Genomic DNA, 24,404 nt, shown 5'->3' with positions numbered 1-24,404 from the left:
TTTATGGAGTGGTCATAATATGTTGATGAATTTACGTGATTTTAATATTTGATTTTTTATATTGCGTGAATTTGTTTTCTTAGATGATTATTATAATTGTTTGTTTTCTTTAATGATTATTATAATTGTTTGTTTTATTTGATGATTATTGTAATTATTTATTTTATATAATAATTGTTGTAATTGGTAAAGCAACCTATTTTATATTAAAAGTAGTTGTTTGCTGATATCTAGTTAATATGACTGAATTATCCGAGTCTTATATGAATGACAATGAACTGCTAAATGATGATATTGATGTTAAATCAGATGATATTAATGTGAAGTTAGATCTTATTTTGTCTAAGCTAGATTCTAGTTTGTTAGAACCTAATCTTTTTTTTAAAGTATCATCAGAAATGTTAGCCTGTTTGAGCTTTGACGAAGTCATTAAACTACATGATTCGATTATTGAAAAAATTAAGTTGCTTCATCGTACTGTGATAGCCAATATTCAATCGGACAATATGCAAGTCAATAAACAGATAAACTACGTACATTGTATTCCATATAATAAGCTCTTAGATGTATTATCTGTTCGTGCATTACCTCAATACGAAATTAGCGCATTCAAGGTTTTTTTTAATAAACTTAAGCTAATTAACCATCTACAGCAAATATTGATGCTTGAATTAAGTTCCAGTAGCCACATAAGAATGAGTGCTAGTTGTATGCTGGATGAATTGATTAAGTTGTCGACCTCAGATGTTCTGGTTATGTTGCTTAAAGAAGATAAGGATAAACTAAAAAGGGTTATTGAAAAACTATCAGCATATTATGCAATAAATGAAGGAAGTTTTTCTGACAAAAAACGGCTTTTTTCGTTTATTAAAAATAAAATAAAACCTGTTATTGGCTATGATGCGTTTATTATCGCTCAAGAGTTTTTAATAGAGCTAAATCCGTTAGACGGTGATCTTAAGCCTGTAGAGGTGTCCCTTACAAGCAAAACGAATGATTATCAGGGGGAACAATCAGATTTAAAAGGTTTAGTCTTATCTAATTACCATCTCTTGGGGCTTGATTTAAATCTGTTTCAATATGGTTTTTCAGGCATTTTACAGTTTCAATTGTCTTATTCTGATATTGCATTTCATTCTGACTATCAATTTCTGTATAAAAATATACCCATTTCAATTTCATTAAAAATAACCAATAAGTATAGTTTTCCAGATCCTGAATCAGATGATGAAGAAGGGAATTTCGAAAGAGTTTTTCAGTATCAAGGCATTGGTCAGTTAGAGCAAAAGACACGGTTACAGTTAAAAGATGCATTTGTTGAGCTCAATACAGATGATGATGTGTCGAATCTAATAGATCAATTTCCTGTTTTTTCAATTAAATTCTATGATGCAATGCAGGCATTTTGGCGTATACATCACCCTACATATATGGACTTTAATAAAACGTATTTTACTGTATTTAATGATAATCTCTTTTTTACTGATTGGGTGGAATTAATGTCTGGAACAGACAATGGAAAGATAAATGATGAGGATACTGCTAAACAAAAGCAGATTATGATAGGAACGCAAGGGCGTTCTTTTTACGATTTTTTTATTGAAATCTTATCACATTATGGCATTTTTCTATATTACGACTACGAGTCAATAACCAATACAGGAAAAGTGACTTATGAATTGCATGATGATTTGAGCACATTACAGACTAGCACATCAACAACGGGTCAATTGAGTTATTCTGATCTTATACAAGTTGAAGATATAGCACTTCATGTCAATCAACCTTGGTACAGTGATGAGTCCATATTGAATTTGAAGGTCAGTGATACGACAGCTTCAGATGAAGGTGAGGATGATGGGTCTCGTGGGGATATACTGTTTTCAAGAGAAGGGACTGAGTCGCCGTATTTAGAAAGTGATATGGTTACAGATACCCTATATTCATCGATTAAGTCGAGTAAAACTCAGATCATTGAAGATGAAACGGTTTATGATAATTTTCTCACGCAATGTGAAGCCTATCGAACAACTGAGGTAAGCGATCGTTATTCTTATGGGTTAAGGTTGAAAGAGTCAATGCCTTTTATGTCCTTTAATCCCAGTTATTTACCGATTTCCTTGGATGAAACCCAATGGCAATGCTCTATTACTAATTTTTCATCGGCTGTAATGATTTATGAGCAGCACATTGTTTACAGACAAAATGAACAAACTAAACGGGAATTGAGTAATCAATTAGCTAAGATCGGATATGAGCAGGATGCTGATTCTGAATCAGATTGGTTTGAACGAATTGCTGTCATTGAAAGAGAAGCTGGGATCACCCATTTTATTGCTCTTGAATCGCTTTGGAAGGACAGCGCTTGTTTGAAAAATGCGCTTCCTGATTATTTGCCTTTTGTGCCTTTTAAATCCGAAGCGATTGTGACAATTGGTGACAATATTGATGATGATAAAAAGAAGGCTTATACTTTTTTTATTGGGCAGTCTCAGGACAATGAAGGGGCTTTTTCTGATGATACCACATCTGAGTCAAAGAACTTTACTCAATCTTTTTTGTCTGAAAAAGCACTAAGTTATGCAGTAGTTTTACCTGATGCTTTGTATGCTTCAACAGTAACAAAAGGGACACCTGCATATGTTCCAGTTAATTTATTATGTACGACAAGTAATGGCTTTTCCCCTTTAAGAAATGGTGATTATGTTCAGATTCATTTTGAAAATGCAGAAAGAGTTGTGCTTGATGCCGTGGTGATAAAAACGCCTCTTGTACAAGATAAAGCGTCTGAAAAGATGGTGCAGTCAGAGTCATATGGTGCAAATGAAGAATGCCAGTTTAGCTATACCCAAGACAATGATGATCAGGTGTTACAGTTAATACAATCCGGCACCGATGATGCGCAAGGTAATTTTTTACTTTTTAGTCAAAAAGATGGAATCCAATTAACTTTTAGCGATGAACAGGACACAGAATGAGTTTGTTAACGGGAAAGTATGGGGTTTATATTTTTACTTTAATTGGTGCCGCTCTTGTTATTGTTTTTCTTAAAGCAGGGATCAAGCTTTTTAAAAAAGCCAAGAAGGCCAAGAGCAAAGCTGATAAGCTTAAAAAATTGGTCGATAAACATAAGCCAAGTAGTATTGGTGATTCGGCACCTAATATCATTAATGAAATCGCTAAAGTAGGAAAAAAGCATTTATTACCTTCTTTTCTGTATTTTTATGATGGCAACACTAAGGAAATGCTTGATTATATTAAGCGACTTTCAGGAAGTGATGAATGTCATATTATTGCTTTAAATGATTCTTTCTTTGTAATTTTATCCACAAAAAAAGTGATATTTGCTAGCACATTATCTAATGTTGATAATATTGATATTAAAGAGTTAAATAAATTATTCAACAAAGTATATAAAAAAGGCTATATTCGAGATCCTCTTTTATTAATGTGCTTTACTGACAGGCCTAAGCCGTCAGGTTTTTATGTTTCATTTATGAAAATTATTACGAAAATACATTTATATCAGAAATTTGAAATGGAGTTTCAATTGTCTGTAGACCTTCATCAAGATGATGATAGTATCAGAGTTTTTTATGATATTATTAAGCAGAACATGGTGTTTAGTTTTGAAGCTGGAGAAGAAGAGCAGGTTATTCTAAGTAAAATAAATGCTGTTGTGGATAATCTTCGAGGTTTGATTTCTCAGCATATTGTTTCTTTAACTAAATTGGATATCACGACTTTAGGTATGCTTAAAGTTGCTGCAAAAATGGAAAGCATTTTTCTTTCACTTATTCCTTTTATTAAAGAAATAGACACTATTCGTGATAAGGTTAATATTGATAAAGTGATCATGAATTTAGGTATTCATCCTGGTAATATTTATTACCAAATATTTGATTTTGAGTCTAAGATATACCGTAAGAAAATTAAATTTTATCATATTGCGTTCGGTTTTTTTATGTTTAGCTCTATTGTTGTGAGCCTAGGTTTTATTCATGATATTTATTTTCTTAATAATCTTAATGCTAAAGTAAATAAAGAGGAGCCTTTTTATACAGTTAAGGATGGGGAAGTAAAATTAGCAGAGAAACAATACCAAGATTGGATCGATTTATATCGAGATCAACTATTTTTTTATCCATTGTATAAGGATAAAGGTGTGATTGCGTTGAATAGAGTCTATGGGCAGCTTATTTTAGATAAATTTGTTATTCCTACACTTAATAATAGAAATAACCTTGTTGATGAAGCCCTTTATTTATCATTAGCGGTCGCTGAAAAAACCTCTCCTGTTGTTGATATATTTAAAAAGCAGCATGAGCTAATATCAATTGTTACCGGGTTAGACGAAAACCAATTAGACTTAATGTATCAATTCGGTGTTTACAATAATTCAAAAAGTTTTTCAACTATTGATTATAATTCAAAAAGTCAGATGCTTACATATACCTCTAAACTGAGTCATGATTTATTTTCTGATAATGTGGTGAATTTAACCAATGAGGAATTAAGGCGTCTGATCTGGAATAAAGTGGTATGGGAGCGTAAGATATGTTTACTGAATGCCGTATTACCTGCAATTGAACACAGTTTATTGTTAAATAAAGATAAATTATATTTCAAAAAGGCTGCAGACTATCTTATAGATGTTCAGAGGCAATTACCAGATGATTCTCATTGTGGTGATGAAATATTTTTAAAATTGATGAAGATTATTCCTCGATATAATGATGTAGATTCAAATAGTTTTGGAAAATTAACTTCTCTTATAGTAGATTATAACAGTGTCGTTGAACAATTCTTTGATACTAATTATAGTGTAGTAGATAATACACAAGAGTTAAAAAGGATTTTAATACAATCTGAATATAACTCTATAATGGAACATGTTTTTTCTAAAAAAGGTGATGACTTATCGTTATTGTCGTTAGATAATTATTATGGATATTCATTAAAAACTGACTTTTCGAGAAGCATAATTAAAGTATCACTTGCTTATACTAAGAGTGTGATTCTTAATCATATTAAGAATATATTAAAAGAATACGATAAAGTTAAGCAGATATTTGGCTCATATAATATTAACTTTGATGTATTGCAGAGGATGATTCAAGATAAGTTGCTTCAATATGCAAATCATTATATTGAAGCAATGAATTACTTGTTGAATAACTCGGTTCCTAGCAATATTTCAGAAGATAATTTGAACATGTTCTTATTGGATTTATCTTCTGACAATACACCTTTTGATAATATTATCAAGTATGTTAGTAAAAATACCACTTTTTCTGATGATGAAAAATTACCCGCATCACTTCAATTAATAAAAGATAAATTTCTAGGATTCAACACATTTATTCAGTCTAAAGAGTATCAAGACTATAAAAGTGTATTGTTAAATGTAAGACGAACCATTATGAGTGGATCAATTGAGGATTATTTATCAACTTATAAGCAACTTGTGAATAAAGGTGAGGGGAGTCTGATCGGTCAAATCAGTGATCTTATTACGCCATTAGGTAACTCGGATCCTAATATTTATCATTTGTTTCAGTTTCCGCTGGATGAGGTTAAGTTAATGTTATCTAAGAAGCTGATTGATAACCTTCAATTACAGTGGGCTCGGGATATTGTACCTAATATCTCTCGAGTAAATTCACTTTTTCCATTTGATTTTAAATCAGAAAAATCCATAGATCCTGATGAGTTAAATAATATGTTTGGTCCTCAGGGAAGTGTTTATAATGAAATGTTAACGCTGTTAGAACCTTTTTCGTTTTTTAATCAAGCGACCAATAATTGGAAAGTCAGCAGGGAGTTAACGCCTCAGCAGCAGAAAAAAATTGCGCCTTATCTTATTGTGTTAAATGATTTTTATCATTTACAGACCGTTTTTTGGGATAAAGACGGAAACCCAAACACGATTAAGATTAAGGTTAAACCTCAGACTTTTAAAGATGTCTCGTTAGATGGAAAACAAAAGATGGTATTGAGTTTTATGTATTTAGGCACCACAGAGAAGGCGCTAGGACTGAATGCTGAGAGTGATTCATTTACTATGCTAAATTACAATTGGCAACTTCAACCTGCCGCATCGGTTGGTTGGTTAAACGATGATGATGAAAGCTTTCAACAATCTTATACGGGAAATTGGTCATTTTTTAAAATGTTAGCTAATGCAAACTGTAATAAACAGTGGGTATGTACTTGGAAAATAAAAAGCAATAACGCTAAATTACCTCCTTATTCCGTTAGCTATCAGATCAAGTCTGATGCGCTTGTTAATTTCAAAGCACATCATAAAGGTGAGTAAAGTGAAATATTTTATTCGTTATATTTTATTACCCTTTATTGTTTTATTTTTAGCAGGGTGTTCTTGGATGAGTACAACGCCTTCAGAGTTAATGTCAATCAGTTTGACGCGAGGTGAGGCTGCAGGCGGTGATCCCATTACGGTTATTATTCAGCAACCCGTTGAACAGAATGACTTTGTAGGGGCGACTTATTCCACAGTCATGCAGCAGGCGCTGAATAAAGGTGTAACGCGTTATGTGATGTTAGCAACGCAAAAGCAGCATACCATTGTAATGCCTGTCACCCAGACACCTTTAGCTGTTTATTTTATTATGAAACATCAACCTGTTTCTAATTGGAAGTTTCTCATTGATGAGCCTCAGGCAAGCAGTCAATTTTTCACTATCAATAAAAATAGCGTTGTGAAGGAAACTAAAGATGAATAAACACTCTCTTGCAATCGATCAGTCAGGTATAGGTTTGAGTGTCAGTGGAGAAGATGATGCGACTTGCCAGATAGAGTGTAAAAATACGGGGGATACTCTTGTTTCTGTCAGTAATAGTTATGAAGTCGATGCCACAACATCCATTACATTGATTGTTAATGACGCAGTTTCAATTACCATTACGCAGGATTCGGTTTCAATTGGAAAAGATGACAACTCAGTGGTGTTAGACAGTGATGCGATTCAGTTGACTGCTGGCAGTTCTTCTATCACGCTCAAAGACGGTGAAATTGATTTTGAAGCCGATGATATTAATTTTAAAGGGAATAAGAGTATATCGATTAAGTCAAGTGATAGCGTGAGCGTTCAAGGCAGTAGCGTTGCGGCTAAAGGCACGGACTCTGTGTCTATTGAAAGTAGTGCGACATTGGACTTGAACGCATCAACAACGGCAACGCTTAAAGGCTCTTCTCAAACATCCGTCGGTTAAAATAAAGTATATGAGTATAGAAGAATCATTGACACTTGAATATTTTAAACGTTTCATTCAACACAAAGAAATGTATGAGAAAGAATGCGAAAAGAAATTATTACAATGGCATTCTCATGTTCATGCAATAATAAGTGGTAATACAGTGACACCTAAAAGTATTGTTAATGATGACTCTTTATTACAGTTAAAACATTTTCTAACGATAGCAAATCAAATTTATCAAATTTGCAGTATATGCACGAGGCAAGGAACAACGCTGTTGTTTGATAATTTACTTTCTTTATATGAACAACTTAAAACCAGTTTTATTATTGGAGAATTAGCACTTTTTACTGAAGCGAAAAAAGAGCTGTTAGAAAAAATTCTGATACTCAAGTTATCTCAGGTGAATGATCTTGACATTTTATCTCGGTTACGACCATCAGTGAGTGATTTTCCATCCAATATTTTTGATGGTTTTAATTTAGATTTGGAATATCTTGAAACCTTATTTGCTTCATTAGAACCTGCATTTACAGCAAGAAAGCCGAATATAACTAAGCGAATAACATTGTCAAAACTTCATGAAGATGTGATGTTAATTGACCTTGATTCTTCAACAGCAGAAATTGATGCATTGTCAGTGAAGTATCAGCAATATGTATTTAATGTTCAACAACAGGTGTTGAAATTTAAGAAAACTAAGCAATTGGTAGAAAATTTATTTGAATTTCCTGAATTGACAGAAAGTTTATTGGGGTTACGTACTGTGAATTTTCCAAATACCGAGCTATTGTTGGTAGATAAATCGATTGTTAATTGTTTAAGTGCATTAAATGATGAAGGGATCCAGCTTGAAGAAAAACAAAAAGAATTGGTGGCCATGATCCATTCTTCTTTTAGTTAGATGTATTGTACAGGAGCAATATTTTATGGGGCAGTCTACTTTGTTTGAGCATTTAGATTCACTGACTACCGATTCTAATGTAGATTTTCAGAACAGTATCGATACATTAAAAACCTCTGTGTCAAGCTGGAAGCAAGTCCAAAATTTGGCTAAAGGCACCTCTTATGGTTCAACATTGAATCAAAATGTGGGCCAGATTATTGAAACGTCAGCAATTGATTCAAAAGACAGTGTACTTTCTGTTTTTTCAACCATTGAAAATGATTCGGCTTCCTCTCTTCAATCTGTGGATATCGGTGCGTTAATTGAAAAGAAACAGATTGCATTTAATCAGTTAAAAACGGATTTTCCGTCACAAAAAATGTTGGTATCACAGCAAGGCTATCTTAGTCAAATCACGCAGGTGTCAACAGCACTGAATATTGACAGTGTGTTAAATGAAAATAGCCCAGTTAATCTGGTTGAAACAAGTGCATCCCAATTATCTCTTGCAGCTAAAGCATATGCAGACTCTCCCAGTGATTTAAAAAATAAAGTCAGCTTTGAAAGTGCACTGTCAGATTATCAGGAAAAGGTACAAAGTTTCTCATCTCATTTTTCTGAGTATAGAGATTATGAAACTCAGTTAACGGATCAATGTAATTCATTAACATCCGTTTTTGCCCAGCAAACGGATTTATCTGATCCGCAGACGGCGTTATCTTTTCAGGCAATGACACAATTTAGTGAAACATTGGATTCATTACCCCAGCTTTCAAGTGATAGTTCAAGTGTGATGACTCAAAATTTGACTCAAGGAAGCGATTTCGCATCTGTAAACAGTGCCATGACTGATTCGATTAAAGGCCCATGTACAGTATCGCTGCAAAATGCGCTTGATCATTCAAATATAACAGACGTTTTTACGACGGATGTCATGACATTATCAATCGACACGTTAAATGCAATATCCCAAACCGCGACGCAATTGAGTGATGAGTCAATGTCTCTATCATCAGGAGTGTGTGATGAAATAGAAAGCGCGCTTGCTTCTGTTTCTGAGGCTTTATCATCCAGTTTACTTACAACAACGAGCAGTCAGGTTAATTTTAGTTTTATTAATGATACGATGACCTCTATTTTAAAAGCTCAAACGGATAGGGAGGCATTGGCGAGTTCAAATAGCATTGGGCTGAGTTTTTCTACATTAACCGAATTATCTGCTCAGTTAAATGAACTCAATTATCAGGTGATTGATGCTGTTGTATATCAGTCCCCCAATTTTTTGAGCATATCAAATTTACCCTCTTTGTCAGTGCCTTTTTCTCAATCTCTGACGGCTTTATCATCAAGATTACAGTCTCAGTTTTCCAATGAAAACGCCGCCAATTTTTCAGATGTGAGTACGCAGGCTTTATCGCAAAAAGTACAGTCGGTATTAGCTTATTCTGATAATTTTTTACAGATTGATAAAGAGAATATGAACACGCTTTTGGCTGAATCAAATTTATCGTCTCTATCCGGACTAGATCAGCAGTCAGCATCTGAAGGGATAAGTGCGCTTGTTCCTGATATTGATACATTAATTTCGATGACAAAAGAGACAAGTTATGCAGCGAGTATTGAATCTTCAGTTAATGAAATTAATGCATTACTTGGTGAGCAAGCTGCATCGGGCAATGTCGCTTCTGCGTTACCCACTACCATGGAAAGTTTTTTGTCACAGGCAAATTATTTATCTGAAACAACGAGTCAGGCTATTTCATCTGCTTCTGCTACAGGTGCTATTGCTGATTATCAAAGTAGTTTTTCGACGGGATCATTATTATCTGAGCAGGTAGAACAAGTATTGCTTGATATTACGCTTTCAGTAACGACTTATGCGGTGGTAACGGGACAAGCCAGTAAATTTACTCTTACAGGTTCTTCGCAAACATCCAGTACAATGGCGACTTGCTCGGGGTCTGTCTTTACTTGTAGTTTTGGTATGGGATCCGGTAGTCTGGTGCCTTCCAGTACGACAGTAGCGGTGAATAATAAGGCTGCGTCAAATATTAACGATATTATTACCGTTGTGAATATTCCATCACTATCGGGCTGCACTAATCCTTTAAGTCCTTTAATGACAACAACGTCACCTTTTTGGACATGTATGCCAGTTTTATCTGCTTTTGTTGCGACTAATCCACTTACCTTAATTAGTGGATCGCCAATTAATACGATAAATAATATGGCGACTTGTAGTTTTGCTACTGGTGGTGTTATTTCATTTTCTGATGCCTCTCAAACAACAACTGTATCTAGTTAAGTGGTCAAAATAAATATGAAAAATACTAACGTTAATAACGGAAATATGTCGAATGAAGTGCCAGAAGATCTTTCTGAATCCTATTATCATTTATTATTAACTGAAATTGATAATATGCGTGAAAAAATGCAGTTTGATATTCTAAATAATTTAGAAAAACAAAAAAATAATCAGTTGGTTCGCTATAACCAATCACTTTTTTCATTTGTTCCAAAGCATGTTTTAATTAAGAAAAGTTATAAGGCTAATAATTTTTCTACTAATGTTCACTCAGGAAGTAAATATCAAGTTAATGATTTGAAAAAAGGTGGTAAATTTACATATACCACGCAGTCAGATGTTGTCTTAACTTCTTTAGAGGTTACTAAGCTAGAGAGTAACGCAGATGATTTATTGGTTTATCTTACTTCAAAAAAAGGAGTGAAAATTGAAAATGCAATTTTTGATTTATGGATAAATCCTGAAATATGGGATAAGTTTACCTATAATTTATTGTTCTTTAAAAAGTTGTTACTGGATGAATCAAAATTCAAAGCAATAGTGAAGTTTATTGATGGTTCAATAGATTATTGTGATGTAAAATTAACTGATACTTGTAGTGAATTAGCTGTTAATGATGATATAAAATTAAGACTTTTTTCTCCTCAGTTTTATTTGGGGATGAGTTTTAGTATTGCGAACTATAGTTTTTATAATAAACCAGAGGTTAAAAATATTATATTATCGATTCCTGAAAAACTTTTGTATAAAAGTGGGATGAAAGATATAAAGTTACATGAAAATAAACTCTTTACTACTAATATTGTTCCATTGTTTAATCTTTTTGATGATTATTGTGTATCGCAAAAAGTTGATGAAAAATATGATGGTATACCACTCATTCATCCACGTAATACTTCTGCGTTTCCTTTATCTGTATCACAAGTTTGGAAAAATAAGCATCTTTATGAAGCATATAGTGATCACACTGTGAGTGAGTTTTACTTTCATAAACTGGAAGGAAAACTGTTTTACCATCCTGATGATATAGTTGATGATTTAGTTAAAAATAATAGTGTTTTTGCAAAGGTTTCCTGGACAGAACATGAGGAACATGGTGATTTTATTGATATTAAGCCTAATAATTTTGTTTCCTCAAGGGGGAGCTTTAAATTAATTAGTGCAAAAAAATCACTTAATATCATACAAACACCAATATTAGAGCATGTTATTCAGGTACTAAAATCATTTTCCAATCTTGATATTAGAAACAAGGAAAGTATCTTTATTGTGTTACAGTTTTTATGTGAAGGCTTAGACTCTGGAGAAGATATATATATTCGGTTTAAAAAAGCAATTGAAAGTGTAGATTTTTGTAGTTTCAATAATACATTGAATTTTATTTTGAATAATAGAAATGATTTACATTTTATAGAATACGTTGCTAACATTATTTCAGAATTTTTTTATGTTAATTCGCCTCAAATGATTAAAGTTAATTGTTTGGTAAAGTGATTATTATCAGGAGTTGTTATGTCAAGTGAATTAAATTTGTTGTCTACATTAACAAACTTGCTCTTATCTGTTGAACGATTAGAAAAGGTTATGCTGAAAAGCTCTGAAGATACTCAGGCAAATGCTCTTATTCGCTTTAGGCAAGTGATACGTTCAGAACTATTATTGGTTCAAAATAGAGTATCAGATAAATATAGTAATAAAATAACAAAATATATTATGTTTTCAGTTGTGTTGAGTATCGATGAAAAATGTAAAATGATGATTAGTAAGATGAAGTCTCCTTTGAAATGGAATGATTTTCAAATTGAGTTTTTTCAGCGCTCTGATGGTGGAGAGTATTTTTTTCATATATTAGAAGACTTGATTTCAAATAAAATTTATCCAAAGATTTGTTATGAAATACTGTTAATTATTTTATTAAATGGTTTCTTAGGTCGTTATTATAAAAACCCGAACCATAATGCTCGGCACCGATATATCGTTGACTTGAAGAAAATTATAAAAGAAATGGACATGTCTGAGTTTCAATCTGCCCTTGAAAGTGTTGAACCTTTGAGTCAATCTAGGGAAGGTTATCAATTTAAGAAATTAATGTGGACTTCTTTCATCATGTTAATGATCACACCTGTTGGCTTATATTTTTTGAGTCAGTACTATTAGGTAGGAATTAAAAATGGATACGCTAGAATTTATTTTAAATTTGAAGAATGTGAATCGAATTAGTACTGTTAATCCTAGTTCAATATCTACTATTTTAAAAACATTTCAAAATGGAGAATTTGAACCTTGTCAAGATGAAATACGCAAGCATATTGATGATTCTAAGGTGATTGATGTTTATGTATTGTTCATTTGTTTTTCAATTGATCTTAACCAGAATGTTTCTGATATATCAATGATCATACAGAGGCTTACAAAGTATCATAATATATTAAAACTTCATTCTCAGCATTTGTCTCCAATTAATCGATTTAATGAAGCATTGAAAAGAGGCATTGAATTATTTTCTAAATCATTATTAATGATTATTAATGATAAAAAGGGAGCGTCGCAACATTTTGAAGTAAAGCCACTCATTGACTATCACGAATATTTTATTGACTTTTGTTCAAGCCTTGGAAACATTGAGGTCGCAGAGCTTGATAAAGCGAATGAGATATCTGTTGTGTTGCGACAGTTAGAGTATTTATTTGAACAAAAATCGGCTAAGAAGGAAGCGAATAAACAGAATGAAGCAGTAGAAAAAAAGCAAAATAATCAAGAAGAAATAGAGAAAGAAACGCAATGTCAAAATAAGATCCAAAAGAATGAAGAGGAGAATTTTCATAATCCAATTTATGGAGAGATGGGACAGATAGATAAATTTGCTTCTTCCTCTTGGTATGTCCTGGTTAATAAAATTGGCATGTTTCAATTGTTAATAAAAGAAAAACGCTTATTTGAAGCTGCTATAGTCTATAAAGATGTTCAAAGTGAGTTGGCAAAGTTTGAACCCAAAAAATATTTCCCTGGACTTTTTTTTCCTTTTTATCAAGCATTAGCACCTAATGCGGAGCAAGTTCATAATTTTATGAATAAGCATTCCAAAACATTACAATGGGACATCGCAAATAATTTGTATGAAATGGACAGTAATCGATTTTTAAAAGAGTTGCCTTTGAAAGTTGAAAATGTAATGAAGGATGATGGTTGTAGCGGCGTGCAATATGCTGAAGAGTCAAATGACTCATTTAATGAAGGGCAGTCCTATAACGATGTCAATGATCCTTCAGCTCGAGTAGACGAAAATGAAAATTTAATGGAGCATTTTTGGGACGAGGATTAGTGTACCGTTTGGAAAACCCATTTCATTAGCTGAAATGACTCAGTCCCAATGGGAGTCTTTGTGCGATGGCTGTGGAAAATGCTGTTTAAATAAGATTATCGATGACGAAACGGAAACCTTGTATTACACGAATGTGGCTTGTGAATTATTAGAGCATCAGCAAGGTGGATGCCAAGATTATGCTCATCGATTCTCAAAAGTGCCAGGGTGCACTAAAGTCAGTATGGATAATATTGCTGAGCTGACTTGGTTACCTAATAGTTGTACTTATAGGCGACTGTTTTTAGGACGAGAGCTGCCTTCATGGCATCCGTTATTGACGGGTTCAAAAGAGGCTATGCAACAAGCGGGGATCGCCATTAACGGTCGTGTCATTGATGAAAAACAGGTAAAGTACTTAGACGATCATATTGTGTTATGGCCACTTAAAGATATGGATTGATCTCACTATTGAATGATGACATGAAAAATGATGAACAGGATTGATCCATATTCGTCATTTTGCTTCTTTATTATTTTAGTTTCTTATTTTAGTTTCTTATTTTAGTTTCTTATTTTAGTTTCTTATTTTAGTGCCTTATTTTAGTGCCTTATTTTGATCCCTTATTTTACTCCCTTAATATGACATTTAGGTAATGCTGCCGCGACGGTACTTTTTAAATATTCCGTGCTAATGAGATTGGGTATATTATGCCTTGTAGTTAAGCTGTGTTCTATCGCTTGCCAGAATGCCTGTCCGCGACCTTGGCAAAGATAATCACTGCAACCTGTGGTCCTAGAATAGTGTCCACCGGATATCCAACAGAGCTCTTCAATAAATAACTGTGTTGGAAAGCGATTTTTAAGAAGCGTCTCTTTTATAAGATATTCTTCAACTGACACATTATTTTTTTTGGGCGCCCACTTAAAGTTTTCAATACTTTTGAGTTTCCAACCTCTTAGTTTTTTGATCATATTATTGATGCTTTGTTGACTCTCGATATTCCAAGCGTTAAATGTATTTTCATTTTCAATTCCAAACGCAGTGGGGATCCTGACGATTTTTTGACAAGCATCATTAACACCTTCTCCGGATTTATCCAGTATTGTTTTTGACTCTATGTCATAGGCTAATGCATTGGCCGTATATTCAAGATCAGATAATGAGGCTGCAACTGATTCTAAAAAATGTTTTCCTTCTAGATGTTCGTATTGTGTGTTCTTATTATTATTCCCTAACTTGAAATAGACACCTTTTTGCTTAAAGGGTTGCCATCCAGCCTCATTAATGATTGATGCAAGCGTGTCTGTTGGGCAATCAAAATTGACATCGATATCAAAGACGGGTTTACCCAGTAAAAAATCTCTGACAGATCCTCCCCATAGCCAAATTTTACATCCCTTAGATTCAAGCTTTGAAAAAACTTCACCAAAAGTGGCTTTAGGTGTGACACCGGGTATGGTCGCTGCGGCGATACGTTCATAATTTTTATCGACGTTGACTGAGCCCCAAATAATATAAGGAATATTTTTGCCGATAACCCTTTCTTTTGCTGTTGTACAGCCTTTATAAATCTTGTGATTTTGCTTTGCTTCTTGTACAGCACAACCTGATAAACTCATTAAAAGCAATATGATCAGATATTTCATATTCTTCATCCTTGATACCTGTGCTTAGCGAGTATGGGTGATCCAGTGAGGGGCGGGGCGTTTACTCCATTTGGCAAAATGCATTTTATCCCCTAGGTAAAATTGTCTGTAGGCTTTAATAGGATCGCCGGCGACTTTATAGTGCTCGGGCATGGCTTGAGCAAATTCAGATAAACCTTGATGTTCATACTCGATTTCATGTTCCAATGTTTGAATGGTATCTAGTATTGCAATGGATTTGTGATCTTGTTTTTTTTCATATCGGTAGCGGTATTCTTGATTCAACGCACGGGCTAATTGCTTAAGCCATGAAAAATTTTCATGGGAGGTTTCCACCCAAAGCACACAGGGATGATGAATATGGGTTGAGCGATAAGGTGTGTTAACGCCCTTTTTATTGAGAGCGGTACAGAGTATTTGTACGCTTTCAAGGATCATTTTGACTACATGTTGGTCACAATGATATTGAGCACATTGATCAATATTGTGATCAAGAACAAAAATATTCATGATTGAATTCCCTTTGGCTTGATACCGAGTATGTGCAAATGCACAGCTTTAATCATTATTATTGCTTGCATAGCCAAAATGGCCAGTTTTGACACTCATTATTCAAAAGTTCAAGTTAAGCAGACTTCAAGTTAATTAGATTGAAAAGTAATCAATTCATTTAATTTGCTATATCATTGTAATAAAATAATCTTTGTTTCGTACATATTTTCACAAATGAATATTATTAGTGATAACTAATTGAAAAAATAATCTTTAAAAGAAATGATTGAAAGCGAAGAGTAATAAACTTGTAAGAAAATAGGAAACATTTGTTTACAACGCTTTTGATAATCATTATCATTCGCGCTCAAATTGAATGACCATGAAGTATCAATTAATCCATGTTGTTAACACCTCGCTTTAAAATGAAAGCATTAGCTTTGTCTATGTCACTGGTTTGTGTCACCGTTTTACCGACTTATGCCTCACAAGCTCAAGCAATTAACATTAAGCCTACCTCGGTTGGCTCGGTATTATTCAATCTTGCTAAGACGAATAATATTGACATTTATGTCACAAAAGAATCACTGGAACAACTCCCGTTACCTGACAATTTTATGCTGAATATGGATTCGGTGGCACATAGTCTGACAGCGCTCTTGGTGAATACTGACTTAGAAGCACACTGGCTCAATGAAACTCAGGTGGTGATTAAACATAAAGATGATAAGCGTGCTGCCGATCAGTGGGTCACATTTGACAACAATGTGCTGAATTTGACGCAAGATCCGGCGGATATTGAACGGATCAGCGTATATGCTCGCCACAACCGAATGGTTTTAGACTCAAGTACTGCAACTAAGTCAAATATGTCTTTAATGGAAACGCCTGCGGCTATCGTAGTGGTAGACAGTGAATTGCTGAGTGAGCAGGGCATATCGACCTTGCAGGACAGTATTCGTAATGTCAGCGGGCTGACGCAAGCGGGCAATAATTACGGTATTGGTGATAATCTAGTGATCCGTGGTTTAGGTGTTAATTATACGTTAGATGGCATGTATGGTGGTGCCAGTTTAGGTAACTCATACAATCCCACTCGTTCATTAACCAATATTGAAAGCCTTGAAGTGCTTAAAGGTCCGGCCACGGGCTTATATGGCATGGGCGCTGCGGGTGGCATAATCAATATGATCGAGAAAAAACCTCAGTATGTTCCTAACTACCAAATTCAGGCTAGCATAGGTCAGTGGGACAGTCACTCTCTGATGTTTGATGCCACAGCGCCGATAACAGAGCAAACTGCTTATCGCTTGGTGGGCAGCTATGGATCCAGTGACGGTTACCGAGAGCTAAGTTCTGAGCGCAGTGAAATTTATGCTTCACTTAGCCATCAGTTAAATGACAATAATAAGTTTATTTTCTCTGCGGCTTATATCGATGATGAAGTGCAAGTGGACTCTATTGGTCATCCAGTGCGAATTATGAATTATGATGGCATCGATGCCAGTCCTGGAGAGATAGGCTGGCAAGACTTACCCAATGACAGTGACGGCGACGGTGATAAGAAGACTGGGATCAAATTAACACAAGAGCAACGGCAGCAGTTGGCTGATTCTCTGGTTTCGACCGATGGCTTAAAGCCTTTTGATCTGGGAGAACAAGGCCTGATCTCACCTTTATCGAGACCCAATGAGGGGCAGGAGATGCGCCTTAAATTACAACATGAAATGGATATCGATACTAATGTATTCTTGCATCAGCAACTCGCCTATCGTGAATATTCTTCTGATTTTGTTCGTCAAACGGGGGCTTATAACTATGTCTATTGGAATCGAAAGGGTGAGATCAATGCCGATCCTAGAGCGCCCTTAGTCATAGACGGTGTGCTTTATCCTTATGCCGCCCGTCGTCAGGAATACAGACGGACTCAAGCCGATGAAAAAACCTGGCAATATTTTGCCGATCTCACAGTGACTTGGTCACTTCCCATGATTGAGGGTGAGCATCTATTCAGTGCGAATGTTGAAAATCGTGATATGGCGTTAAAATCTTGGTCAGCCTATGATGCCGACGGTGCTGGCGATGACGCTAATCCTATTCCATACATTTTAGATATTCGCAATCCCAACTGGGGCACAGGCTCATTTGAAGATTATGATCCTGTATTAAAAAGTCATTATGACAAATCGGTATCCGCTTGGGGAGTGAGTTTTCAAGAGGTGCTTTATTTTACCGAAAAGCTAACAGGGCGTTTTGGTGTGGCCTACTCAGGGACAAAGCAAAGTTATCAGCATAAAGGCACAGATAGTAGACCAGAAAAAAGCCAAGAAGCCGATACCGACGATGCAGGCGCCACCTATAATTTAGGGCTGAATTATCGTATTAACGAACAATTGGCGACTTTTGTGAATTACGCTAAGGGCCGAATGACCTATAGTGTTTTAGGCGAGATTGAAAATACCGATGATGTGGATCCTATTCCAGATTCAGAATCCCTCTCTTTTGATGTCGGTGTTAGATTTACCGCCTTTGATGAAGACTTACTCGGCTCTTTAGTGTGGTTTAAGACCCAACGTACTAACCTACGTTATTCAAATCCGGAGTATAACGATAACGTCAATGATGTTGAATTTAACATCAGTGTGCCGCAATACTATTACGATAATAACGATACCACCAAAGGGGTGGAGTTTGATTTAAACTTGGCACTGAATGACGTTTGGTCAATGAATCTTAATGCCACTTATCAAGATGCTTATAGCATACGTTCTGAAAAAGAACCTGATCAGATTAAGGTTAACACTAAAGGGGTACCACAAAAGTTTGCCAGTTTATGGAGCAGCTATGAGTATCAATTTTCTGTCTTACCTGCGCCTGTCACATTGAGCTTAGGTGTGACTTATGAAGATGTGCGCAGTATTAATTCAAGCGATTTTGGTTTGCCAGACTCAGTTGTCGATGCTTATGTGCTATGGGATGCCAGTATTGGTTATCAGATAGAAGAGTGGGATATTCAGCTGAGCCTGCGCAATCTGACCGATACCACCTATTACAGCAAGGCACTGTTTATCGGTGGCCTGCCTGGTGATGGCCGTAATGCTCAGCTCACGGTGAGCTACAATTTTGATTAACAAAAGCTTTGATTAATAAAAGCACTGATTAACAAAAGCTTTGACTAACTTTATGTTTGAATAAAAGTGTTGAATTTTTTGTTTAAACCTTTGAGCCAAAAACAAGTCACTTGTTTTTGGCTCTTGTCGTTAATTCACTGATCCTAAGAGTCTATGAAAGCTTCCTTAACCTTGTGTGTTCGTTGTTTGGCCGCCGTCGTGGGTGGTTATTGTGTGGCCAGTTTATCGAGCCTGGCCTTAGTGCCTGTGCAACGGGCTTTATTTCATTACCCTGTAGAAGATGCGATCTTAATCGCCACTATGTTGAGTTATTTGGTATTTTTTGCCGTGATCATTGACTGTTTTTGCCAAGACTCCCCATTAAAGGCTTGGCGTAATATTGTGGTTTATAGCCTGATCTTTATTGGGATCTGCAGCTACTATGGAGGCTTATTATGAAGCCGGATTTCAGACGCACTATGATCTGGCTGCATACTTATACTGGCTTGATCATCGGCTGGCTGTTATTTGCGATATTTTTAACCGGTACGCTGAGTTATTTTAATGATGAGATCAGCCAGTGGATGCGGCCTGAGCTCAATGGAACAATAGATAATGAAGACAAGCACTTGGCCTTGATTAACCTTTCCATCGCCAGACTCAAAGCACAAGGCAAGGAGCAGGAAAACTGGCACATTCATTTACCAAGCGAGAGAAGTCACCAATGGCGCTTGCAGTGGCGGCAAGGCGATACACGGCAATCTTTGTATCTTCAAAGTGATAATGGCGAGCCAGTTAACCCGAGGCAAACTCATGGAGGGGATTTTTTTCGAGCTTTTCATTATTCTCTTGAATTAAGAAATGTCGGCGGGCGCTATTTTACTGGTGTGGCTGCCATGTTTATGTTGCTGGCAGTGTTTAGCGGCATTTTCACTCACAGGCGTTTTTTCCGTGATTTCTTCATGTTGCGTAAAAAGACCTGGCTTAAAACATTAACCGACTTTCATGCCCTTGCGGGGATCATCACCATTCCTTTTGCTGTCATGATCTGTGCCAGTGCGCTGGTGATCTATATCGGCCTTTATATGCCTTGGAGCGCGCAATATTATTTAGAAGGAGGCACACGAGAGCTCAATCAAAAAGTCACCACTTATTTGCCTAAAGTCACGCCGGCTCATGATTATCAGGCGCCGATCACAGACTTTTCCTTGATCCAAAAACAGCTTGAAAAAGCGTGGGGTGAAGATCACCAAATCAAACGTATTTCCTTTGAGTATCCTTTTGATGCCAACGGCCGCATCATTGTTGAGCGCAGTAAACAATTATCTCTGTCAAATAAAGCGGATGTGCTGGTTTTTTCATCCCACAGTGGGCAAGCATTAGCGGGCATGACTGATGAGCGCACGCCACGAAAAGTTCGGCGCATTTTTTATGGTTTACATGAGGCTCATTTTGCCGAGCCTGGACTGCGTTGGCTATTTTTTATTAGCGGTTTACTTTCTAGCGGCCTGATCGCCAGTGGCTTGATTATTTGGTTGAATAAACGCTTGGAAAAAACCAAACAGCGCCATATGGGCCACTTTATGGTTGAGCGGTTAAATATTGCAGGTATTATGGGGTTAATCTTGGCGGTTTTAGCTTACTTTTATGCCAACCGTTTGCTTCCCATAGAGATTGATGACCGCGCGAATTTAGAAGTGAGCATCTTCTTATTCACTTGGCTATTGAGCTTGCTACACAGTGTGCTTTGCTCGGTGCATAGGGCTTGGATCACACAGTTATTTCTGGCGTCAGCCGCTTGCGTGTTATTGCCTGTTCTGGATGTTATTTTGCAACCTCAAAGGCTGATCCAAGCTATTGAGCAGCAAAATGGAGTGTACTTGGGGTTTGAGTTGCTCGTGTTAATCACAGGGGTTTTGCTATTTAAAACAGCAAGCGCACTCAATAAAAGGCAGTCAAATAAAAGGCTGTTAAATAAAACAGATAAGATGCTGCCGAAGAAGAGGAAGAATAAACTGTCAAAAACAAGGAATAACCCCAATGCTGCTTAGCTTTTTACTGCAACAAATGGCGATAGTCATGTTGGCCTTGGCCATGCATAAACACTTTAAAACCGTGTTTAACGTAAACATTAAACCTTTGCAGGTGAAACTGCTGAGAGTATTGGCATTACCGCTTTTGTGTTTATCTTATTATTTGGCTATTGCAGGTTTCGCAGCGCCGATTGCCACAGTATATTGGCTGGGATTCTTGCCGCTGAGTATTTTATTTGCAGCCCTATTTGTTAATTAAGTGAGTTAACTAAGTGGGTTAACTAAGTGGGTTAACTAAGTGGGTTAAATAAGAGGGTTAAATAAGTGGTTAACTAACTGGGTTAAATAAGTGGGTTAACTAACTGGGTTAACTAAGTGGGTTAACTAATTGGGTTAACTAATTGGGTTAACTAATTGGGTTAACTAATTGGTTAAATTAAATAATTGAATTAAAAGAAATAACTTAATTTGTCAATTAAGGCTGAGGGACTGAGGTTAATCGAGAAGGAATAAAAGGGGTTATCAATGCTGTTGTCGCTTGATAACTCACCTTTAAAATAGTTACTTAGATCTTGGTATCGCATATCTTGCTAGCCCCAAGGTCAAAGTCAGAATTTTAGTCCTAGAAACGGCAAGGAGTGAATAACATTTCTCTCACAGCGTGCGAAAAAGTGCATCGGCTTGCTTGCATCGACTCGCTTGCATAGATTGCCGATAACACTCTATTTTACCCGTTTGAGTATGATTCTAAATAATGTGGCTTCATGGTGTTGATTTTCAATATACATTGCTTGCATGGTATCGTTATCAATAATTCGCATTGAATACATGCCATTGTCTTTAGTCTCAATAAAAACCACTTCCTTTCCATCAAAGCTAAAGATGCCTAACAATTCTTCTTTTGCTGACTTCATCATATCGCCAGCCATCTCAGACTTTCGTGCACTGTTAGTGTTATTGCGCCATTCTGACGTAGCATATAAAAATTCGTTATCTTGCTCTAGTACTGTAAAGGTGGTACTGGAGATGCCTTTTTGAGCACTGCCGTCGTTATACATGTAAGTGCGATATTCTCCTTGCCATTTTCCCACTAAATTATACGGCGCTGCGTGAGCCGTTAAACTAAAGCATACTAAGACAATCCCATAAATCCATTTCGTCATATTTAGCCTTTATTTTTCATCAAAGAGACGCCAAAGAGTGTAAAATAATAGTTGGAATTAGTGTATTTGCCATTTATTTAAACCAACTTTAGTCACTTTGATAGGGGATGATTAACATTAAAAGCGCAATAGCAGCGGCTTTCTTCTAACGAGTTGTGCTAGATAAATCATCATTTAAAGTAGCTACCTACATTCTAAAATGGCGCTAACATGATTTAAGGCTAGGCAAAAGGCTAGGAAAATGTAAAGGCAAAGGTAAAAGTAAAGGTAAAAGCGTCATTCAATCCCTTGTGAGGCAGATCATGGATTTTTATGCTAGTTATCATTTGTTTAAAACAATTTATTTACATAAGTAACGTTTGAGGGTATTTTGGCTGGGTGGGGAGTGTGTGAGAGGGGGGAGGTTGGAATGCCAGACAGGATTTCATGGTTCATCGAGATGAATAGTTAGTTACTCCTTTATTAATAGTCAATACAGTATGTAAATGTTAGGTTTTTAGAAGGAGAGTTGGCATTGTCAGCAGAGAATTTTTTAAATGCAGAGACTGATACTTTTGGTGGGATCATCAAAGGTGATAATAAATTCAAAGTCCCCCTTTATCAAAGAGACTATTCGTGGAACAAAACCCACTGGAGCGATTTATGGTTAGATATAGAAACTAACAGAAAAAGTGACTCTAAACACTACATGGGATCTGTCGTTTTAGTATCTAAACAAAAAAAAGAATATGATATCATTGACGGCCAGCAACGATTAACAACTCTTACTATATTAGTATTAGCTGTCGTCGATACATTGAATGATTTAGTTAAACGAGAAATAGACGTTGAAAACAATGAAAAGAGAATAGACCTATTAATAACCGACTTCATTGGTAAAAAATCTCTATCTTCATTAAATTATGAAAATAAAATTGAATTAAATGAAAGTAATAATCCTTTTTTTTCGACTTATCTCACCAACTTTAGAAAACCAGTAAATATCAAATCTACCGTTAAAAGTAATAAATTACTTTTCGACTGTTTTAATTACTATAAAGAATTAATCAAAGATGAAGTTTTTATAGACGAAGATGTTTCTTCATTAATTTCTTTTGTTGAGTATGTTTCTGATAGCTTGTTGTTTATCCAAATTACCGCAACAGATGATTTAAGTGCTTACCTTATTTTCGAAACTCTTAATGATCGAGGCTTAGATTTATCAGTCACTGATTTATTGAAAAACTATTTATTTTCCATAGTTGATGAGACAGATAAAAGTCATGTTAAAAATATCTGGGATGTAACGATAAATCATGTCTCATATTCGGGTTTTCCTAAGTTTCTACGCCATTACTGGATGATGCAAAATGGTTTGATACAAGAGAAAGAGCTTTTTAAAACTGTTAAAAGACACATCAATACACCTAATACAGCTTTTGAGTTGTTAAATAGTATGAGTGAAGTTTCAGAGGTTTATGCAGCTTTAAGTGACTCAACTCATCAATTATGGGAAGGAGAGGTAAAAGTTAAAAGGCATATTAGAGAATTAAGTCTATTTAATGTGACCCAATGTTATCCATTGTTGATTAATGCTTATTTGTATTTAGAACATGATGATTGGATTGCTACTTTACGAATTTGCTCTGTAATTTCGTTTAGATACATGGTCGTCTCAGGATTAAACCCAAATGCGCTAGAGTCTAAATATAATGAAGCATGTAAAGCAATAAATGCAGGAACTGCTAAAACAGCAAAAGATATATTTATTATATTACAACCACTTTACGTCAGCGATGAAGATTTCGAGCATAATTTTGAATCCAAATCAATTAGAACTAAAAGATCAGCGAAATTGGCTAGATATATAGTTTATAGTATCGAAAATCACTTATCTGAACATTCATTTGATTTTGAGTATGATAATGGTTCACTTGAGCATATATTACCTGAGAACCCACCTTCTGAGTGGAATGAAAACTTTCCTAAAGACATTGAAGAAAGTTTTATTTATAGGCTTGGCAATTTCACATTATTAGAGCCAGATAAGAATCGTGTTATCGGTAACAAAAATTTTGAGCATAAATCTGAAGTGTATAAAACAAGTCGATATGAATTAACGAAAAAATTTGGTTATAAAAAGTGGGACCAAGATAATCTTAAAATTAGACAAAGATATTTAGCGAAATGAAGAGGTATAGTGAATTTGGCCACCTACTTAGAGACTGTATAATCAGTTTCATATCAATATAGGTGACACAATG

At 35.4% G+C, this 24,404-nt stretch carries 18 protein-coding genes; 15 read left to right on the top strand and 3 right to left on the bottom strand.

All coding sequences use genetic code 11. The features are described from left to right. The first annotated feature begins 239 nt into the window (after nucleotides 1-239). Genes Q0791_RS17045 through Q0791_RS17000 form a run of 10 tightly spaced genes read left to right on the top strand, consistent with a single transcriptional unit; the run spans nucleotide 240 to nucleotide 14,176 of the window. Entirely contained in the window at nucleotides 240-2,978 is a 2,739-nt protein-coding gene (locus Q0791_RS17045; RefSeq protein ID WP_299008939.1) for a hypothetical protein, read from the top strand. Beyond that, entirely contained in the window at nucleotides 2,975-6,319 is a 3,345-nt protein-coding gene (locus Q0791_RS17040) for a hypothetical protein (protein WP_299008938.1), read from the top strand. Before Q0791_RS17045 ends, Q0791_RS17040 begins: the two co-directional genes overlap by 4 nt. Before the next feature lies 1 nt (nucleotide 6,320). Beyond that, nucleotides 6,321-6,746 carry a type VI secretion system lipoprotein IglE gene (gene iglE / locus Q0791_RS17035; protein ID WP_299008937.1) on the top strand — a complete coding sequence of 142 codons (426 nt, stop codon included), beginning with the start codon at nucleotides 6,321-6,323 and terminating at the stop codon, nucleotides 6,744-6,746. Beyond that, on the top strand, nucleotides 6,739-7,236 hold the full coding sequence (gene tssI, locus Q0791_RS17030; protein ID WP_299008936.1) for a type VI secretion system tip protein TssI/VgrG: 498 nt from the start codon (nucleotides 6,739-6,741) through the stop codon (nucleotides 7,234-7,236). Before iglE ends, tssI begins: the two co-directional genes overlap by 8 nt. Before the next feature lie 10 nt (nucleotides 7,237-7,246). Continuing rightward, nucleotides 7,247-8,125, top strand: coding sequence for a hypothetical protein (locus tag Q0791_RS17025; protein WP_299008935.1), 879 nt, complete (start codon nucleotides 7,247-7,249; stop codon nucleotides 8,123-8,125). 25 nt (nucleotides 8,126-8,150) lie between these two features. Further along, nucleotides 8,151-10,412, top strand: coding sequence for a DUF4280 domain-containing protein (locus Q0791_RS17020; protein WP_299008934.1), 2,262 nt, complete (start codon nucleotides 8,151-8,153; stop codon nucleotides 10,410-10,412). A 15-nt stretch (nucleotides 10,413-10,427) separates the two neighbouring features. Further along, complete coding sequence (gene iglH, locus Q0791_RS17015) at nucleotides 10,428-11,906, top strand: type VI secretion system baseplate subunit TssF/IglH (RefSeq protein WP_299008933.1); 1,479 nt, start codon at nucleotides 10,428-10,430, stop codon at nucleotides 11,904-11,906. Nucleotides 11,907-11,924: 18 nt separating this feature from the next. After that, nucleotides 11,925-12,569, top strand: a complete 645-nt coding sequence (locus Q0791_RS17010) for a DotU family type IV/VI secretion system protein (RefSeq protein WP_299008932.1) — start codon at nucleotides 11,925-11,927, stop codon at nucleotides 12,567-12,569. Between the two features lie 13 nt (nucleotides 12,570-12,582). Further along, nucleotides 12,583-13,734, top strand: coding sequence for a type VI secretion system protein IglI family protein (locus Q0791_RS17005; RefSeq protein WP_299008931.1), 1,152 nt, complete (start codon nucleotides 12,583-12,585; stop codon nucleotides 13,732-13,734). Beyond that, a complete protein-coding gene (locus tag Q0791_RS17000; RefSeq protein ID WP_299008946.1) occupies nucleotides 13,730-14,176 on the top strand; it encodes a YcgN family cysteine cluster protein in 447 nt (148 codons plus the stop codon). Before Q0791_RS17005 ends, Q0791_RS17000 begins: the two co-directional genes overlap by 5 nt. A gap of 161 nt (nucleotides 14,177-14,337) precedes the next feature. On the opposite strand, the gene Q0791_RS16995 is transcribed toward Q0791_RS17000, so the two are convergent. Next, nucleotides 14,338-15,363, bottom strand: coding sequence for a hypothetical protein (locus Q0791_RS16995; RefSeq protein WP_299008930.1), 1,026 nt, complete (start codon nucleotides 15,361-15,363; stop codon nucleotides 14,338-14,340). A 24-nt stretch (nucleotides 15,364-15,387) separates the two neighbouring features. Further along, complete coding sequence (locus tag Q0791_RS16990; protein ID WP_299008929.1) at nucleotides 15,388-15,873, bottom strand: pyrimidine dimer DNA glycosylase/endonuclease V; 486 nt, start codon at nucleotides 15,871-15,873, stop codon at nucleotides 15,388-15,390. A 383-nt stretch (nucleotides 15,874-16,256) separates the two neighbouring features. Between Q0791_RS16990 and Q0791_RS16985 the strand changes: the two genes are divergently transcribed. From Q0791_RS16985 to Q0791_RS16970, 4 genes are all read left to right on the top strand, one after another. Next, nucleotides 16,257-18,986, top strand: a complete 2,730-nt coding sequence (locus Q0791_RS16985) for a TonB-dependent receptor (RefSeq protein ID WP_299008928.1) — start codon at nucleotides 16,257-16,259, stop codon at nucleotides 18,984-18,986. Nucleotides 18,987-19,139: 153 nt separating this feature from the next. Continuing rightward, complete coding sequence (locus tag Q0791_RS16980; protein ID WP_299008927.1) at nucleotides 19,140-19,424, top strand: hypothetical protein; 285 nt, start codon at nucleotides 19,140-19,142, stop codon at nucleotides 19,422-19,424. After that, a complete protein-coding gene (locus Q0791_RS16975) occupies nucleotides 19,421-21,016 on the top strand; it encodes a PepSY domain-containing protein (protein ID WP_299008926.1) in 1,596 nt (531 codons plus the stop codon). Before Q0791_RS16980 ends, Q0791_RS16975 begins: the two co-directional genes overlap by 4 nt. Beyond that, nucleotides 21,006-21,257, top strand: coding sequence for a DUF3325 domain-containing protein (locus tag Q0791_RS16970; protein WP_299008924.1), 252 nt, complete (start codon nucleotides 21,006-21,008; stop codon nucleotides 21,255-21,257). The genes Q0791_RS16975 and Q0791_RS16970 overlap by 11 nt, the downstream gene beginning before the upstream one ends. Nucleotides 21,258-21,720: 463 nt before the next feature. Here the strand turns inward: Q0791_RS16970 and Q0791_RS16965 are convergent, their stop codons facing one another. Next, complete coding sequence (locus Q0791_RS16965; protein WP_299008923.1) at nucleotides 21,721-22,161, bottom strand: hypothetical protein; 441 nt, start codon at nucleotides 22,159-22,161, stop codon at nucleotides 21,721-21,723. A gap of 514 nt (nucleotides 22,162-22,675) precedes the next feature. On the opposite strand from Q0791_RS16965, the gene Q0791_RS16960 reads away from it, so the two are divergent. Then, nucleotides 22,676-24,331, top strand: coding sequence for a DUF262 domain-containing HNH endonuclease family protein (locus Q0791_RS16960; RefSeq protein ID WP_299008922.1), 1,656 nt, complete (start codon nucleotides 22,676-22,678; stop codon nucleotides 24,329-24,331). The last annotated feature ends 73 nt before the right edge of the window (nucleotides 24,332-24,404 follow it).

The organism is uncultured Shewanella sp. (assembly GCF_947495455.1).
Classification (GTDB): domain Bacteria; phylum Pseudomonadota; class Gammaproteobacteria; order Enterobacterales; family Shewanellaceae; genus Shewanella.
The sequence above is the reverse complement of the archived record's forward strand: the minus strand, read 5'-3'. Positions and strand labels throughout refer to the sequence as shown.

Coding starts and splice junctions, on each gene's coding strand:
- Q0791_RS17010 (WP_299008932.1), top strand. CDS start 11,925: ATGTCAAGTGAATTAAATTTGTTGTCTACATTAACAAACTTGCTCTTA.
- Q0791_RS17020 (WP_299008934.1), top strand. CDS start 8,151: ATGGGGCAGTCTACTTTGTTTGAGCATTTAGATTCACTGACTACCGAT.
- Q0791_RS16995 (WP_299008930.1), bottom strand. CDS start 15,363: ATGAAATATCTGATCATATTGCTTTTAATGAGTTTATCAGGTTGTGCT.
- Q0791_RS16970 (WP_299008924.1), top strand. CDS start 21,006: ATGCTGCTTAGCTTTTTACTGCAACAAATGGCGATAGTCATGTTGGCC.
- Q0791_RS17040 (WP_299008938.1), top strand. CDS start 2,975: ATGAGTTTGTTAACGGGAAAGTATGGGGTTTATATTTTTACTTTAATT.
- iglH (WP_299008933.1), top strand. CDS start 10,428: ATGAAAAATACTAACGTTAATAACGGAAATATGTCGAATGAAGTGCCA.
- Q0791_RS16975 (WP_299008926.1), top strand. CDS start 19,421: ATGAAGCCGGATTTCAGACGCACTATGATCTGGCTGCATACTTATACT.
- Q0791_RS16980 (WP_299008927.1), top strand. CDS start 19,140: ATGAAAGCTTCCTTAACCTTGTGTGTTCGTTGTTTGGCCGCCGTCGTG.
- Q0791_RS17025 (WP_299008935.1), top strand. CDS start 7,247: ATGAGTATAGAAGAATCATTGACACTTGAATATTTTAAACGTTTCATT.
- Q0791_RS16990 (WP_299008929.1), bottom strand. CDS start 15,873: ATGAATATTTTTGTTCTTGATCACAATATTGATCAATGTGCTCAATAT.
- Q0791_RS16965 (WP_299008923.1), bottom strand. CDS start 22,161: ATGACGAAATGGATTTATGGGATTGTCTTAGTATGCTTTAGTTTAACG.
- Q0791_RS17045 (WP_299008939.1), top strand. CDS start 240: ATGACTGAATTATCCGAGTCTTATATGAATGACAATGAACTGCTAAAT.
- Q0791_RS17005 (WP_299008931.1), top strand. CDS start 12,583: ATGGATACGCTAGAATTTATTTTAAATTTGAAGAATGTGAATCGAATT.
- tssI (WP_299008936.1), top strand. CDS start 6,739: ATGAATAAACACTCTCTTGCAATCGATCAGTCAGGTATAGGTTTGAGT.
- Q0791_RS16985 (WP_299008928.1), top strand. CDS start 16,257: ATGTTGTTAACACCTCGCTTTAAAATGAAAGCATTAGCTTTGTCTATG.